The sequence below is a fragment of the Streptomyces sp. NPDC091280 genome, assembly GCF_044768565.1.
Classification (GTDB): domain Bacteria; phylum Actinomycetota; class Actinomycetes; order Streptomycetales; family Streptomycetaceae; genus Streptomyces.
This window is the reverse complement of the sequence record NZ_JBIVUZ010000006.1, coordinates 127,933-143,356: the sequence shown is the minus strand read 5'-3', so window position 1 is coordinate 143,356 and position 15,424 is coordinate 127,933. Positions and strand designations below refer to the sequence as shown.

Below are 15,424 nucleotides of genomic sequence, written 5' to 3'. Positions count from 1 at the left end.
TGGGACGACCCGCCGGCGCAGAGGGGCGACCGGTCGGCGCGGTCAGCCGGTCGGTGTGCGCGCCGTTGTGCTCGTCGTTGTGCTCGTCGGGCGTCGACCGGCCGTCGCCGTGTACCGGTCGACCCCGTCGGTCCGTGCGGACCGGGCCCGTCCTCGGTCCACCAGCACGTCCAGGTGCGCCGCCGTCTCGTTGACGGCCAGCATCCGGTCGAAGGTGCCGAGGTCCGTGAAGGGCACTCTGCGCCGGGTCCAGCCGAGGTCTCCCGCCACCTCGTACGCGGTGCGGGCGCGGTCGCCGAGGGCGGCGCGTGCCTCCGCGAGCCGGTCGTCGTGGTGGGCCAGCAGTTCGCCGACCCGGGCGTGCACGCTGTCGCCCACCGGGCCGTGCGCGGGCAGGAGCCGGGCGTCGGCGAGGGTGGTCATCAGGTGCAGCGAGTCCAGGTAGTCGCCCAACGGCAGTGCGGGGCCGCCGAGTTCGAAGCCGATGGACGGGGTGATGTGCGGCAGGACGTGGTCCCCGGAGAACATCAGCCCCCGTGCCCGGTCGAGGTAGACGACGTGCCCCTGGGTGTGGCCCGGTGTCGGTATCACCGTCAACCGCGTCTGTCCGAAACGGAGTTCCTCCGCGTCCAGCCAGCGGTCCGGTGCCTCCCAGACGCTCGCGTCGAAGGCGCCGTCGTACATCGCGGCGACCCGCTCGGCGAGTTCGTGGGCCCCGGCGCGGCGCAGTGTCTCCAGTGAGCCGATCGGCGCGTCCGTGCGCAGCTCGCCCAGCAGTTCCAGGCCGTTCCGCTCCCCCGCGCCGAGGTGGACTCGGGAGCCGAGCAGTCTGCGCAGTTCGACGGCCTGGGTGTAGTGGTCGCGGTGGATGTGGGTGACCAGGATGTGGTCGATCTCGCCGAGATCGTGGCCGAGTCGGGCCAGCGCGTTCTCAAGTGCCGTGCGGGACTCGGGAATCGACCAGCCGCCGTCGATCAGGACCAGTCCCTCGGTCAGCCCTTCCAGCGCGTAGACGTTGACGGCCCGCAGTCCGTCCTCCGGCAGCGGGAGCGGGATGCGGTGGACCCCGGGCCGTACGGTCTCGGGTTCCGGCCGCGCCCAACGGCCGCGGTCGAGACGGGAGTCGCGGGTCGTGGGGGTGGTCATGCGTCTCCTTGCCGGTGGTGCCCGGGGTGCGCGGTGAGTCCCGCGTGCAGGTCGTGGGCGAGCGCGCGGGCGCCGGAGCGGTCGAGCTTGCCCACCGTGGTCTGCGGCAACTCGTCCACGGTGAAGGCGAATTCGGGCCACTTGGCCTTGGACAGGCCGGTGCGGGCGAGGTGTGCGGTGATCTCGTCGAGGCCGAGTTCGCCGGCGCCGTCCTCGACCACGACGAGCACGGCGGCGCGTTCGCCGAGGAGCGGGTCCGGTACGGGGGCCACACAGGCGCGCGCCACCGCCGGGTGGGTGGCCACGGCGCGCTCGATCTCGGTGATGTCGAGGTTGCGCCCGCCGCGGATGATGACGTCCTTCTCCCTGCCCATGATCGTGACCGTGCCGTCCTCGCCGGTCACCAGCAGGTCGCCGGTGGGGAAGAAGCCGTCCGCGGTGAGAGCGGGCGGTTCGACCTTGCCGTCACGGGCGTAGCCGAGGAAGAGGGAGGGGCCGCGGACCTGGGCGCGGCCGGTCGTCCCGGGGCCGAGCGGGGTGCCGTCCGGGGCGACGGCCCTGAGGTCGGTGCCGGGGAAGGGCCGTCCGTCGCGGCCGAGGCGGATCTCGTCGGGGTCCTCGGGCCGGGGCGAGGTGTGCCCGAGGCACTCCGACATGCCGAAGACGCGCAGGATCCGCGTCCCCAGGGAGCGTTCGGCGCGGGCGAGCGCCCCGCGGTCCATGGGGCCACCGCCGACGGTGATCGCGCGGAGTCCGTGCAGGACTTGCGAACCGGCCGCGGCGGAGCCCAGTTGAAGGGCCATGGTCGGTACGCACATGGTCCACCGGACGTCGTGGGCGGCCATCCGCGCGAGTGCCTCCTCGCGGTCCCAGCGGCCGGCGAGGACGAGCGGCCCGCCCAGCATGAGGGCGAGGCAGACCCCGAAGCAGTAGGCGGCGGTCGAGGAGAGCGGGACGACGGCGGCCACCGCGTCCCCCTCGCGCAGTCCGTTGACGTCGGCCGTGCACGAGCAGGCGTACCGCAGGGCGCTCTCGGACTGGACGACGCCCTTGGGCCGGCCGGTGGAGCCGGAGGTGAGGCCGATGAGGCTGCCGCCGGACCAGCGGGAGACATCGCGCGGGCCGAGTCCGGCGCGGACCGTCCAGCCGTCGAGGGCCTCGGCGGTCACCGCGGCCGGCAGGGCGGGGACGGCGTCCCACTCCTGGATCGCGGACGGTTCGGCGACCAGGACGTCCGGCCGGATGTCCGCCACGGCGGCGGTGAACTCGGCGCGGGTCGTGTGCCGGTTGACGAGGGCCAGGACCCCGCCGGTCAGGCCCACGGCGAGGGTCGCCGCGACCGTGCGCCAGGAGTTGTCGGCCTGGAGGAGCACGGTGCCGCCGGATGTGCCGTCCGGAGTCATCGCCTGGGCCAACTCGTGTGCCCGCCGCAGGAGTTCACGCGCGCCGTGCGGTCCCTGGTCGTCGACGACGGCCGTGAAGTCGGCCCGGTCGGACCGCTGCTGGAACTCCCGTACTGTCTGTCGCATCCGCTTCCTCGCCTCGTTGCGAAGGGGGCGCTCCGGGGTGGCCCCGGTCATGCCCCGGTGTGCCCCGCGCCCCGCGCCGGGTCGGCGTACAGCTCCGCCTCGCCGCCCATGACGGCGATCCGGCGTCCGCGCATGCCGCCGACCTGGGCGACGGCCGCGGCCCACTCCGGGCTGGCCAGGGCCGCACGAAGGTCCTCGGGGGTGTCGAAGCCCAGGACGGAGAGGCCGTCCCAGCCCTCCGAGCGCGGTTCGAGGGCCGTGTCGATGTCGGTGTGCCGCCAGGACCGCAGTCCGGGCAGGCGCCGGGTGAGTTCGGCGTGCTCGGTGCGCCACCAGGCGATGAACCGTTCGTGGGTCCACTCGGGCGGCCGGGCGGCCAGCAGGACGAGGTTGTACATCGCGGCTCTCCGTGTCTCCTCAGGTGAACAGGACGGCGGGCGAGCGTCCGATCAGCAGCCGCCGCACCCGGCCCGCGTCGTCCAGCCGGGCCGAGGCGACGAAGGTCGCCTCCGGTACCCCCGCCCTGCGTACCTCGCCGAGGTACAGCTCGTCGCGGCCGACGACGGATCCGGTGAGCAGGTGGTGGGTGCGGGTGCCCACCTCGCGCTGGGCGAGATAGCCCTCCATCTCGGCCCGGCCGCCGTGGAAGTCGGTGCCGGCGTCGCCTCCCGTGGAGAACAGGATGGAGAAGGAGAAGTCGTCGCTGATCAGGCCGAGGATACGGTCGGCGTCGTCGCTGTCGAGGATCCCGAACCAGGTGGTCAGGAACGGCGCGGCGGACGCGGCCGGCGCGCTCACGGCCGGTCCACGAGGTCGAAGTCCGGGGTGAAGAACGACTGGTAGCGCGCCATCAGCCCGGCCGGCGACACCCGTACGGCCGACAGGAAGGCCCCGCTGGTCACGCCGTCGTCGACGACGAAGCCGTACGCCGTCTCGACGTCGCCGTCGACCGAGTAGCGGACGATCTCGTGTCTGCGGTCCACCGCGTTCCGGCCGGCGAGGTAGCCGGCGAAGTCCGCGCGGGACGTGCCGGCGCGTCCGCCGCTCGGCAGCGTGATCAGGAACCGGAAGTCGGGTTCCAGGAGTTCGAGGGCCTTTTCCGGGTCCTGGCCGTCCATTCTGGCCATGTATTCGCGAAGCACCATTGCCGATCGCACTCCCTCAGCGTCACATTCCCGGCATCTTCAAACAACCTGAGTTCAGTTCAGTTTGACTGTAGGACGGGTGCCCCGCCGCCGACAAGGGGCGGGGCGGGGACTATTCGGCGACCATCCGCACCACGCATCCCTCGATCATCTCGCTGATCTCCGAGAGGGGGATCGCGCCGGTGGGGCGGTACCACCGCCACACGCTGACGATCATGCCGAGGACGGCCAGTCCCAGCGTGTGCGCGTCGCGGAGCGGGAAGGCGCCCTTCGACATGCCGCGCATCAGCAGGCTCGTCCAGTCCCGCTCGACCATCTGCACCAGCTGGCGGGCCGCGACGCGCTCGGTCTCCTCGCGCTTGGACCTGCGCGGGGTGGCGAGCAGGGACATGTTGGCCTGGAGGATGCGCATCTGGCGGATCTCCTGCTCGGTCACGGCGAACGCGGACCGCACCGCCGCCCGCACCTCCTCCACCGGGTCCGTCTCGTCCTTCGTCGCCTCCACGAACTGGTCGTGGGAGCGCTGGAGTTCCAGTCGCATGATGGTGAGCAGGCAGTGGGCCTTGGACTCGAAGTAGTGGTAGAGCGCGGTCTGCCCGATGCCGACCCGGTCGGCCACCTCGGACCACTTGGTGTTCTCGTAGCCGTCCTCGCCGAACCGCTCCACGGCCGCCACGAGGATCGCGCCACGCTTCGACCTGGGCCCCTCCTCCGGATCCACGATCCGTGCCCTCGCCATCGTCTCTCCCTCGTCTCCACGGCCGGTGTCCGTCGCCGTCCGGTCGTCCGAGAGTAGACCCAAGTTCAAGTCGGCTACGAATCGAAGATCGGCCGGAGATCCCGCGGACCCGGTCCCGGTACGCCACCGGACCGCGCGACCTTGCGCTCCCGAACCACCACCCCCACCCCCGGGCCATACAAAATGGGCGGCCTCGACCGTGCCCCTCATCGCGCCGTCCACCCGCCGTCCACGGTGAGCACGTGTCCGGTGCAGTAGGCGGACGCGTCGGAGGCCAGATAGAGCAGCGCGCCGTCCAGTTCGCCCCGCCGGCCGCCCCGTCCCAGCATCGTGCCGCGCTCGACCCAGCGCCGGGCGCCCTCGTCGGCGAAGAGTCCGTCGGTCATCTCGGAGCGGAACCAGCCAGGCGCGAGCGAGTTGACCCGCACCCCGGACGGCCCCCACTGTCCGGCCAGTTCACGGGTGAGTCCGACGAGTCCCGCCTTGGAGGCGGCGTAGGCCGCGCCACCGAGCGGGGCGCCCGAGACCAGGCCCAGGACGGACGACACGTTCACGACCGACCGGGTCCCGCGACCGTCGCCGTGGGCCGGAGCCTCCGCGAGCAGCCGCGCGAGCCGGAAGGGTGCCACCAGGTTCACCGCCAGGACGTCCGCGAAGTCGTCGGCGCTCTCGTCCTCGGCGCGCACCGCGCCGGACACCCCCGCGTTGTTCACCAGCACGTCGGCCCGTCCGGTCTCGTCGAGCGCCGTCTCCATCAGCCGCACGCGGTCCGCCTCGCGCGAGACGTCGCAGACGACGGGACGGATGCGCGGATCCTCGTCGGCGAGGGCCTTGAGTCTCTCCGGGCGGCGGGCGGCGGCGAAGACGGTGGCGCCCGCCGACGCGAGCACCAGGGCGAACCGGGCCCCGAGCCCGGACGACGCCCCGGTCACCACGGCGGTCCTGCCGCGCAGCGAGAACAGGTCCGCGAGCGCCTCGGTCATCCCTCCACCCCGATCGGCAGCACGGTCGCCCCGCCGTCCAGCACTAGCGTCTGCCCCGTCATCCAGGACGAGGCCCCGGACGCCAGGAACACCGCCGCGTGTGCCACGTCCTCCACCGTCCCGAGTCTGCGCAGCGGCAGCCTCGCGGTCAGGATCGGCTCGCGCGGCTCCCATACGGCGCGGGCCAGCTCGGTCTTGACCAGTCCCGGCGCGATCGCGTTCACGCGTGCCATCGGGCCCAGTTCATAGGCGAGTTGGCGGGTCATGTGCAGCATGGCCGCCTTGGTCGCGTTGTACCAGCCGATGTGCGGGTCGACGATCAGTCCGCCGACGGAGGCGATGTTGACGACCGCTCCCCCGTGCTCCCGCAGCCATGCCCGCCACGCGCAGCGGGTCCAGGCGACCATGCCGTACTGGTTGACGCGTACGGTCTTCTCCGCGCGCGGCAGGTCGAGGTCGAGGAGATCGCCCATGTAGGGGTTGGTGGCCGCGTTGTTGACCAGGACGTCGAGGCGCCCGAAGCGGGACACGGTCTCCTCGACGCAGCGCTCGGCGTCCTCGGGTTCCCCGGCGTTGGCGACCACCTCGTGCACCTCGCCGCCGGCCTCGATCCGCAGCAACTCGGCGCGGGCGGCGGCCAGTCCGTCCGGTTTGCGGGCGGCGACGACCACGTGGGCGCCCGCCTCCCGGTACGCCTTGGCGATCCCGAGGCCGATGCCCCGGGAGCCACCGGTGACGACGGCGACCCGGCCGTCCAGGACCGGCCCGTACAGCGGCTTTCCGTTCACGCCAACTCCTCCTGATATCCGGCCAGTTCACGCCGGGCGACCGTCCGCAGATGCACCTCGTCCGGACCGTCCGCGATCCGCAGCGCCCGGGTGATCGCGTACAGCCGTGCCAGTACGGTGTCGTCGCTGACCCCGGCCGCTCCGTGCGCCTGGACGGCCCGGTCGACGACCCGGTGCGCCACCTCCAGGGCGGCCACCTTGATCGCGGCGACCTCGGTGCGGGCCGCCGCGTTGCCCTGGGTGTCCATCAGCCAGGCCGACTTGAGGACCAGGAGCCGTAGCTGCTCGATCTCGATCCGGCTGCGGGCGATCCACTCCCGGATCACGCCCTGCTCGGCGAGCGGCCCTCCGAAGGCACGGCGGTTGAGGGCTCGGCGGCACATCAGCTCCAGTGCGCGTTCGGCGAATCCGACGGCCCGCATGGCGTAGTGCATCCGGCCGGGGCCCAACCTCCCCTGCGCCAAAGCGAATCCGTCGCCCTCGCCGCCGAGCATCGCCGACGCCGGGACCCGTACGTTCTCGAAGAGCACGTCGCCGTGGCCGCAGCGGTCGGTGTAGCCGAACATCGGCAGGTCGCGCAGCACGGTGATCCCGGGGGTGTCGCGCGGGATCAGCAGCATGCTCTGCCGCCGGTACGCGGGCGCGTCGGGGTCGGTGACCCCCATCAGGACGATCAGCCGACAGTCCGGGTCGAGGATGCCGGACGTGTACCACTTGTGGCCGTCGACGACGTACTCGTCGCCGTCGCGGGTGATGCGGGTACGGATGTTGCGCGCGTCGGAGCTGGCGACCTCGGGTTCGGTCATGGCGAAGCAGGAGCGGATCTCGGCGGCCAGCAACGGGCGCAGCCAGCGGTCCTGTTGTTCGGGTGTGCCGAACAGGGCGAGGAGTTCCATGTTGCCGGTGTCGGGGGCGGAGCAGTTGAACACCTCGGGGCCGATGATCGAGCGGCCCGCCAGCTCGGCGAGCGGCGCGTACTCAAGGTTGGTGAGTCCGGCGCCCCAGGTGCCGTGCGCGAGGAACAGGTTCCACAGCCCCTCCGCGCGCGCCTTCTCCTGCAACGCGCGCATGACGGGCGGCAGTTCGTGCGGATCGGCGGCCTCGGCGAGTTGTCGGTCGTAGGCGTCCTCGGCGGGCAGTACGTGCTCCGTCATGAACGCGGCCATGCGTGAGCGGAGTTCGCCGGCCTTCGGCGAGAGTCCGAAATCCATGGTGTCGCTCCTTCAGGACCGTCGGGCGAGCAGGTTGCGCGCGGTGCGGATCATCGCCGCGATGGTGGGCGGCAGCCGTTCCTGGTCGGGGTCGTGGTGCTTGCCCTCACGGTGTCGGCGCAGGTTGTGGCCCATGATCGCGGCCATCTTGGTGCGGGCCAGGGCGCGGAACCAGTCGAGGTCGGGGGGTGCGGGCCGGCCGTCGAGGTAGGCGGCGAGCAGTTCGTCCTCGCCGGGCAGGCCGGGGACGGCGCGGCCGAGCCGGGGGAAGTTGCGGTGGTCGGCGAAGAGGAGGAACCAGCCGACGTCGATGCGCGGATCGCCGTGGGCCCAGATCTCCCAGTCGACGACGGCGGCGGGGCGTGCGCCCTGGCACAGGGCGTTGCCGAGGCGGAAGTCGCCGTGGGTGAGGGTGGGTCGCACGCGGTCGGGGATCGTGGCGGCGAGGGCGGCGAGCAGGTCCTCGGCGCCCGGCCGGAGTTCGGTCGGTACGGCCCGCATGGTGCGGCTCCAGCGTTCCAACTCGCCTGCGGGGTCCAGGGGTTCGGCGTCCGGCGCGTCGGTTCGATGCAGTTCGCTCAGTACGGGGGCCAGGGCCAGCATCCGTTCCCGGCACAGTCCCGGGTCGAGGCGGTGCTCGTCGAGGACGGGCTCGACGGCCTCGCCGTCGACGAACTCCATGGCGAACCAGGCCGGTTCGGTCATGTCGACGGCGACCACGCCCGGCACGGGCACCGGTGATCCGGCGAGGGCGCGCAGCACGCGGGCCTGTCGGAGCACGTCGTTGCGGCCGAGGGGGCGCTGTCCGGGCGGCACGGCCTTCACGACGTACGGAACCGGTCCCGCCGCGATGCGGTAGGTGAGCCCCGAATGGCCTCCGGGCAGTGTGCGCAACTCCCCCACGGGCAGGCCGGGGTGGAGTTCCGTCAGGCGGGCGCGGACCCGGGCCGCGAGTGCGGTGGTCCCTGCCGTGGTGGTCAACGTCGCTCCTCCTTAGGCTCTTTGGGCAGGCCCAGCACGCGTTCGGCCAGGATGTTGCGCTGGATCTCGTCGCTGCCGCCGGCGATGCGGTAGCCGGGTGCGCCGAGGAGGTGCTCGGTCCAGGCGAAGGTGCCCCACTCTCCGGTGTCCACCGCCAGGCGTGGGCCCAGGAGTTGCTGGACCAGGTCGGTGGTGGCGCGCATGGTGGCGGTGGCGTGCAGCTTGCCGACCGAGGCCTCGGCGCCCGGTTCGCGACCGGCGGCCAGGGCGGCGGTGACGCGCAGGGCGATCAGCCGCTGCACCAGGGAACGGGTGAACAGGTCGGCCGCCTGCTGCTGTTCGCCGCCGGTGAGCGGGCGGGGCAGGTGGCGTGCGAGGTCGAGGGCGCGATCGGCGTTGTCGAGTCCCAGGCCGCCGGAGTCGAGGCGTTCGGCGGCCAGCACGGTGAGGGTCACCCGCCAGCCCGCGCCGACCGGTCCGAGCCGGTCGGTGTCGGGCACGAACACGTCGTCCAGATAGACCTCGTTGAAGCTGGCGCCGCCGGTCATCTGGCGGATGGGCCGTACGGTGACGCCCGGCGCGTCCATGCGGACGAGGAAGACCGTGATGCCGGCGTGTTTCGGCACGGTGGGGTCGGTGCGGCAGACGGCGACACCCCAGGTGGCGACCCGGGCGCCGGAGGTCCAGATCTTGTGGCCGGTCAGCGTCCAGCCGTCGCCGTTCGGTATGGCCCGGGTGCGGACGGCGGCGAGGTCGGAACCCGCCTCCGTCTCGGAGAACAGCTGGCAGGCGAGTTCGTCCGTGCGCAGCATCGGGCGCAGCCAGCGCGCTCTCTGTTCGTCCGTGCCCCAGATCCGGATCGCGGGGGCCACCAGTTGCTGGGTGACCGGGAAGATCTCGGTGCGCCGGGGCACGTCGAACGCGGCTTCCTCGGCGCGGTACAACTGCTCGTAGTACGCGGGCAGTTCGCGCCCAGCGTGCTCCGGGGGCCAGCCGATCGCGCCCCAGCCCTGGTCGTACCGGGTGCGTTCCCAGTCCTGTGTCCGGTCGGTGTGGGCGCGTTCCTCGGCCTCGGTCCAGTTCTCGAAGACGGCCACCGAGTCGTCGCCGCTGCCCCATTCCCGGTGCGCGGCGCGCGCCGGTGCCGCGCCCTTCAGCCAGCGCCGGGCCTCGGCGCGGAACTCGTCGGGGTCGGGTGTGCCGTCCATGGCGGTCCTCCTCTCAGCGGGTCAGCACAGTGCAGGCGCTGACGCCGGGCGCCCCGTAGACATGGGTGAAGCCGGTGGCGGGCTCGCCGGGCACCTGGCGTTCGCCCGCCCGGCCCCTCAACTGCTGCACGATCTCGTGGACTTGGCGCAGTCCGGAGGCTCCGACGGGTTCGCCGTTGGCGATACAGCCGCCGTCGGTGTTGACGGGCAGGGAGCCGCCGATGCCGGTGGCCCCGAAGGGGATGAGCGACTCCTGCTCGCCGTGCGCGCAGAACCCGCACTCGGCCATGTGCATCACCTCGGCACCGCTCTCGGTGTCCTGCAACTGGCACACGTCGATGTCACCGGGCCCCAACCCGGCCTCCTCGAAGGCGAGTCGGGCGGCGTCGGCGGTCACGCTCGTCGGTGTCCCGGTCGGCGCCCAGGGGCTGAACACCTCGAAGGAGCCGAACCGCCGGGTGCGTACGACGGCCGCGCGCAGCGCCACGGGCGTGTTGCCGAGCCGGCGGGCGACGGCCCGGCTGCACAGCACCAGGGCGACGGCCCCTTGGCCCGGCGAGCAGAACATGTACCGGGTGAGCGGGTCGTTGACCATGCCGGACGTCAGGATCTCGGCCGCGTCGAGCGGTTCGCGGCGCCAGGCGAGGGGGTTGAGCCTCCCGTTGGCGTACGCCTTCTCGGCGACGAGGGCGAGGGTGCGCGGGCTGATGCCGTGGTCGTGCAGGTAGCGCTGGATCTTCATCGCGAAGAACTGGGTGGTGACCATCAACCCGTCGCGGCCGTAGGCCTCGTCGAGTCCCCAGTCGGCGGGGCGCGGGTCGAAGGCGCCGCGCGGATGCTTGTCGAAGCCGACGGCGAGGGCCACGTCCGCGGCCCCGGAGCGGATCGCGTGGACGGCCGCGACGAGCGCGCTGCCGCCGGTCGCGCAGCCGTTGCGCACATTGGTGAACGGGACGCCGGTCAGGCCGAGTTCGGCGACCAGGGTGTCGGCGTTCCCCGCCGCGTCGCTGCCGCCGTAGGCCGCGCGCACCCGGGACCACGGCAGTCCGGCGTCGGCCAGCGCGTCCCGCACGGCCCGCACGGCGAGCTGTCGGCCGCTCTCCTGGGTCCGGGCGAAGGAGGTGATCCCGGCCCCGCAGACGAGGACTTCCTCGGCGGTCATCCGGCGGCCCTCGTGGCTCTCGTGGCCCTCGGCACTCCGTCCCCCGCCGTGACGGTCAGCGGCATGCCGATCTCCGCGTCCTCGGGCCGGATGTCCAGGACCGCCAACACCCGTACCCCTTCCGCCAGTTCGACGTAGCCGACGGTGTACGGCGTGAATCCGGCGGCGGGCGGGACGTACGGCGGTGACTTCGGCGCGTACCGCTGCACGGTCCAGGTCCACAGCGTGCCCGTGCCGGAGAGCACGACCGGCTCGGCCGGTCCCCCGCAGCGCGGGCACGCCGGGTCGGCCGGATAGGCGGCCACCGCGCAGTCGGCGCACCGGGAGCCGCGCAGCCGGCCCCCGGTGCGCGACGGCACGGCGGTCAGCGCCCCTTCCACTGCGGTTCCCGCTTCTCCAGGAAGGCGGCCACGCCCTCCGCGGCGTCCTCGGAGTTGAGCATCACACCGACCGCGAGGTGCTCCATGACCATCAGCGACTGGATGTCGGCGTCGAGACTGCGGTCGATGGTCATCTTGGTGATCCACATGGTGAACGGGCTCTTGTCGACGAGCTGGTCGGCGAACTCCTCGACCGTGGCGTCCAACTTGTCGGCGGGAGCCGAGGAGTTGATGAGACCGAACTCGGCGGCCTCGACCCCGGTGAGCAGCTTGCCGGTCAGCATCAGCTCCTTGGTCTTGCGGACGCCGATCATGCGCGGCACCCGGTAGATGGGGCCGGCGCCGCCGAACAGGGCGCGGCGGATGTGGAAGTCGCCGATCAGGGCGTCGTCCGCGGCGATGGCGAAGTCGCAGGAGATCATCAACTCGAAGCCGCCCGCGGTGACATGCCCTTCGAGGACGGCGATGGACGGGGTCCGCATCGAGTAGAGCCGGTCGCACACCTTCGCGGACAGGACGGCGACGTCGATGGCGTTGGACCTGCCCACGAAGTCGGCCTTGAGGCTGTCCAGGTCGAACCCGGAGCAGAAGGTGTTCCCGCGCCCGCGCAGCACCAGCACGCGCAGTTCGGGGTCCGCGTCGACCTCGGTGATGATCTCGTCCAGCCGGTCGAGGATCGGCACGGTCACGCAGTTCTTCTTGTGCGGGCGGTTCAGCCAGACCCGCGCCACGTGTCCGTCGCGCTCGAACTGGATCTCGTCTTCGACTGCCATGAGCTCCTCCAAACTGAACTGAATTGAGTTCGATTCTGTGGTCGGACGGATGTCCCTGTCAATGGATCGGGAGGCGATCGGCCGACCCTGAGGCGATCGACCCTGAGGCGATCGGCCCCGATGCGATCAGTCGGCGAGGCCGAGCAGTCCGGCCAGGCGCAGCCGGTGGTCGTCGGCCGTGCCGAACAGCGCCTCGTCGGCCCGCGCCCGGCGGAGATGGAGATGGGCGGCGTGCTCCCAGGTGAACCCGATCCCGCCGTGGAGCTGCACATATTCGGCGGTGGCGAGCCGGTAGGCGTCGGTGCACACCACCGCCGCGGCGCTCGCGGCGAGCGGGAGTCCATCGGCTCCCGCGGCGAGGCAGGCGCTCGTGTAGGCCGAGGCCGACCGTGCCCCCTCGATCGCGACGAGCAGATCGGCCAGCCGGTGCTTGACCGCCTGGAACGAGCCGATGGGCCGCCCGAATTGAGTCCGTCGAGAGACATGGTCGAGCACGGCGTCCAGGGCGTGCGCGCTGCCGCCGACCTGCTCGGCCGCCAGGGCCACCCGACCGGCGTCGAGCACGGCGTCGACGGTCGCGGCCGTCGTCGCGGGGTCACCGACCGGCTCGGCCCGAGCGCCCCGGAAGCGCAGCAGCGCCTGGCGGCGCGTGGGGTCGAGGACCCGGCGGGCCGTCCGTTCGCACGTCGCCGCGTCCGGCTCGCAGGCGAACAGCCGCTCCCCGTCCGGAGCGCGGGCCAGGACCAGCAGCAGTTCGGCGCCCTCGCCGTCGGGCACGAAATCGGCGGTTCCGCGCAGCACCCAGCCGTCGGGGCCGCGCTCGGCGGTGAGGCCGGCCGGGTGCAGGAATCCGACTGCCGTGGCCGTGAGTCCACCGGACGCGATGCCCGGCAGCCAGCGCGCACAGGCCTGTCGGTCACCGCTCGCCACCAGGGCGTGCCCGGCGAGAACGACCGTGCTCAGCACCGGCGCGGGACACAGCACCCGCCCCAACTCCTCCAGGGCCACGCCCAGTTCGGCGAACGTGCACCCGGCGCCGCCGTACTCCTCGGGCACCGCGAGCCCGTGCACCCCGATCTCGCGGGCGAGCCGGTCCCAGAGCGCCCGGTCGTATCCGCGCGGGTTCTCCACCTCTGCGCGGACATCACAGGCGCCGAGCAAGTCCCGCAGGACCGCGCGCAGTTGACGTTGCTCGTCGGTCTCCAGCAGCGCTTCGGGACCCATGTCGAGCCGAAACATTCGAACCTCCCTCACTCGAATCCACCCGAGGGGCGCGGGTCCGCGGCCTGCGCGGTTCCGTCGCGCGGGCGCGACCGGTCGTAGCCAACTCGCTCCGGAACAGGCCGGGTTGGACGTTCACACCGTGAACCTCCCGCCGTTCGCGAGCACCACGGCCCCCACCAGATTCGCCGCCTCCGCACTCGCCAGGAACAGCGCGACGTCGGCGATCTCCTCCGCCGTGGCGTAGGAACGGACCCGGGGATCGGCGAACCCACGCCGAAGCGCCGCGGGTGTCCGCGCCGCCATCCCGGTCTCCGTCGGCCCCGGCGCCACCGTGTTGACGCGGACGCCGAACGCGATCGCCTCCTTGGCGACGGACTGGCTGACCGCGTGCGCGTCGGCCTTCGAGGCGGCGTAGTGCGGATAGCCGGCCTGGGTGTCGAAGACCGAGGAGGAACCGACCGTGACGACGCCCCCGGACCGGCGCGGCACCATGACCCGCAGCGCCGCCCGCAGCACATGGAACGTGCCGTCCAGATTGACGCGCATCACGCGCCGCCACGCGTCGTCCCCGAGCCGCCGCGTCACCTCGGGCGGCCGGTCCGCGACCAGCGCTTCGGCGATCCACTCCTTGGCCACGGGGTCGTCCACACCGGCCGCGTGCACCAGGACGTCGAGCCGCCCGTGCCGCCGTACGACCTCGTCGAAGACGGTGTCGACCTGGGCGGACTCGGCCACGTCGAGGGTCAGCGGGTGCGCTCGCGGCAGGTGCTCGGCGGTGGCCCCGGCCGCCGCGCCGTCGACGTCCGTGACGACGACGTCCGCGCCCTGCGCGGCGAGTCCCCGCGCGACGGCCGCTCCGATGCCGGATCCCGCTCCAGTGACGAGCGCGATCCGCCCATCGAAACGCCCCGCGTGCTCACCACTCATAGGCACACTCCCATCTCCTGAACTGACTTCATTTTTGTTACTCTCCCCCGTATGTCAACAGGCAGGGCGAACGAACGAACGAGAGCGGTCCGGCTGACCCGCTGGGGCGGCCCACCGGTCCTCACCGAGGTGGCGTCCCGTACCCCGGAGGGCCAAGAGGTGCTGATCGAGGTGGAGGCGGCCGGCCTGTGCCGTTCGGACCTGCATGTCATCGACGCCCGACCGGGAGCCCTCCCCTACCGGCTCCCGTTCACCCTCGGACACGAGGTCGCGGGCCGGGTGCTGCACCGCGGCCCACTGGCCACCGGACCGGCGACCGGCGAGCGCGTACTCGTCTACGGCCCCTGGGGCTGCGGGAGTTGTGCGCGCTGCGCGGCCGGCGCGGAGAACTACTGCGACCGGCGCCCGGCACTGGACGCCGACCGGACCGGCACCGGGGCGGGACTCGGACGCGACGGCGGGATGGCAGACCTGCTGCTCGTACCGTCCGGGCGGCTGCTGGTCCCGGTGGGCGACCTGGACCCCGTCCGGGCGGCGCCCCTGTCGGACGCGGGGCTGACCGCGTACCACGCCGTGGCCATGGTCCGGCATGCCGTGGGCGACGGCTCGGGCGCCTCTGTGGTGGTCCTCGGCGTCGGCGGTCTCGGACATCTCGCCGTCCAGATCCTGCGCGCCACGACAACCGCGCAGGTCCTGGCCGTGGACGTGCGCGAGGAGGCGCTCGCCCTCGCCGACGCGTGCGGAGCCCATTTCGGCACCCTGCTGCGGCCCGACACGGCGAGCGTCCTACGGGGGCGGACCGGCGGTGCCGGGGCGGCGGCGGTGCTCGACTTCGTCGGCGGCCGGTCCAGCCTGGACCTCGCGGTGGCCGTGCTGCGGGCGGGCGGCGAGCTGGCCGTGGTGGGCAGCGGCGGCGGCGAGGTGGCCGTACGCAAACCGGGGACGCTCCCGCCCGGGACACGGATCTCACTGCCGTTCTAGGGAACGCTGCCCGAGCTGACGGCGGTCGTCGCGCTGGCCCGCGAGGGCGTGCTGAAGGCGGACGTCGAGCGGTTCGCACTGTCGGACGCGGCGGAGGCGATCGGGAGGCTGCGGACCGGTGCCGTACGGGGGCGCGCGGTCCTGGTGCCCGACTGACGGCCCACGCGGCCGAAACGCGAGCGGCCGCATCCTCTGCCGTCCACCCCCTCGACTCCAGAAGTGAGTTCAATTAGCGTCATATTTCAGT

The 15,424-nt window shown here is 72.6% G+C and carries 18 protein-coding genes; 2 read left to right on the top strand and 16 right to left on the bottom strand.

What is annotated here, in order from left to right; translation table 11 throughout:
- Positions 1-42: 42 nt before the first annotated feature.
- The 16 genes from ACIQPR_RS19440 to ACIQPR_RS19365 form a co-directional block, all read right to left on the bottom strand.
- Complete coding sequence (locus ACIQPR_RS19440) at positions 43-1,146, bottom strand: MBL fold metallo-hydrolase (protein ID WP_403649717.1); 1,104 nt, start codon at positions 1,144-1,146, stop codon at positions 43-45.
- Positions 1,143-2,675, bottom strand: coding sequence for a class I adenylate-forming enzyme family protein (locus ACIQPR_RS19435; protein WP_403649714.1), 1,533 nt, complete (start codon positions 2,673-2,675; stop codon positions 1,143-1,145). Before ACIQPR_RS19435 ends, ACIQPR_RS19440 begins: the two co-directional genes overlap by 4 nt.
- Positions 2,676-2,722: 47 nt before the next feature.
- Complete coding sequence (locus ACIQPR_RS19430) at positions 2,723-3,073, bottom strand: EthD family reductase (RefSeq protein ID WP_403649711.1); 351 nt, start codon at positions 3,071-3,073, stop codon at positions 2,723-2,725.
- 19 nt (positions 3,074-3,092) lie between these two features.
- Positions 3,093-3,473, bottom strand: a complete 381-nt coding sequence (locus ACIQPR_RS19425; protein WP_403649708.1) for a hypothetical protein — start codon at positions 3,471-3,473, stop codon at positions 3,093-3,095.
- Entirely contained in the window at positions 3,470-3,820 is a 351-nt protein-coding gene (locus tag ACIQPR_RS19420; RefSeq protein WP_403649705.1) for a nuclear transport factor 2 family protein, read from the bottom strand. Before ACIQPR_RS19420 ends, ACIQPR_RS19425 begins: the two co-directional genes overlap by 4 nt.
- A gap of 112 nt (positions 3,821-3,932) precedes the next feature.
- On the bottom strand, positions 3,933-4,559 hold the full coding sequence (locus tag ACIQPR_RS19415) for a TetR/AcrR family transcriptional regulator (RefSeq protein ID WP_403649702.1): 627 nt from the start codon (positions 4,557-4,559) through the stop codon (positions 3,933-3,935).
- 206 nt (positions 4,560-4,765) lie between these two features.
- Positions 4,766-5,542, bottom strand: coding sequence for an SDR family NAD(P)-dependent oxidoreductase (locus tag ACIQPR_RS19410; protein ID WP_403649700.1), 777 nt, complete (start codon positions 5,540-5,542; stop codon positions 4,766-4,768).
- Positions 5,539-6,315: an SDR family oxidoreductase gene (locus ACIQPR_RS19405; RefSeq protein ID WP_403650609.1), complete on the bottom strand. Its 777-nt coding sequence runs from the start codon at positions 6,313-6,315 to the stop codon at positions 5,539-5,541. Before ACIQPR_RS19405 ends, ACIQPR_RS19410 begins: the two co-directional genes overlap by 4 nt.
- A gap of 11 nt (positions 6,316-6,326) precedes the next feature.
- Entirely contained in the window at positions 6,327-7,541 is a 1,215-nt protein-coding gene (locus tag ACIQPR_RS19400) for an acyl-CoA dehydrogenase family protein (RefSeq protein WP_403649697.1), read from the bottom strand.
- A gap of 12 nt (positions 7,542-7,553) precedes the next feature.
- Positions 7,554-8,522: a phosphotransferase family protein gene (locus ACIQPR_RS19395; RefSeq protein ID WP_403649695.1), complete on the bottom strand. Its 969-nt coding sequence runs from the start codon at positions 8,520-8,522 to the stop codon at positions 7,554-7,556.
- On the bottom strand, positions 8,519-9,730 hold the full coding sequence (locus ACIQPR_RS19390) for an acyl-CoA dehydrogenase family protein (RefSeq protein ID WP_403649692.1): 1,212 nt from the start codon (positions 9,728-9,730) through the stop codon (positions 8,519-8,521). Before ACIQPR_RS19390 ends, ACIQPR_RS19395 begins: the two co-directional genes overlap by 4 nt.
- 13 nt (positions 9,731-9,743) lie before the next feature.
- A complete protein-coding gene (locus ACIQPR_RS19385; RefSeq protein ID WP_403649689.1) occupies positions 9,744-10,892 on the bottom strand; it encodes a thiolase family protein in 1,149 nt (382 codons plus the stop codon).
- On the bottom strand, positions 10,889-11,272 hold the full coding sequence (locus tag ACIQPR_RS19380; RefSeq protein WP_403649686.1) for a Zn-ribbon domain-containing OB-fold protein: 384 nt from the start codon (positions 11,270-11,272) through the stop codon (positions 10,889-10,891). Before ACIQPR_RS19380 ends, ACIQPR_RS19385 begins: the two co-directional genes overlap by 4 nt.
- Positions 11,257-12,045 (bottom strand): enoyl-CoA hydratase/isomerase family protein, encoded by a 789-nt coding sequence (locus ACIQPR_RS19375; RefSeq protein ID WP_403649683.1) that lies wholly within the window; start codon positions 12,043-12,045, stop codon positions 11,257-11,259. Before ACIQPR_RS19375 ends, ACIQPR_RS19380 begins: the two co-directional genes overlap by 16 nt.
- Before the next feature lie 126 nt (positions 12,046-12,171).
- Positions 12,172-13,284: an acyl-CoA dehydrogenase family protein gene (locus ACIQPR_RS19370; protein ID WP_403649680.1), complete on the bottom strand. Its 1,113-nt coding sequence runs from the start codon at positions 13,282-13,284 to the stop codon at positions 12,172-12,174.
- Between the two features lie 117 nt (positions 13,285-13,401).
- Complete coding sequence (locus ACIQPR_RS19365) at positions 13,402-14,196, bottom strand: SDR family NAD(P)-dependent oxidoreductase (RefSeq protein ID WP_403649677.1); 795 nt, start codon at positions 14,194-14,196, stop codon at positions 13,402-13,404.
- A gap of 51 nt (positions 14,197-14,247) precedes the next feature.
- Here ACIQPR_RS19365 and ACIQPR_RS19360 point away from each other — a divergent pair, with 51 nt between their 5' ends.
- The gene (locus ACIQPR_RS19360; protein ID WP_403649674.1) at positions 14,248-15,177 is read left to right on the top strand and encodes an alcohol dehydrogenase catalytic domain-containing protein; all 930 of its coding nucleotides are present in this window, start codon (positions 14,248-14,250) and stop codon (positions 15,175-15,177) included.
- Positions 15,178-15,183: 6 nt separating this feature from the next.
- A complete protein-coding gene (locus ACIQPR_RS19355) occupies positions 15,184-15,333 on the top strand; it encodes a zinc-binding dehydrogenase (RefSeq protein ID WP_403650607.1) in 150 nt (49 codons plus the stop codon).
- The last annotated feature ends 91 nt before the right edge of the window (positions 15,334-15,424 follow it).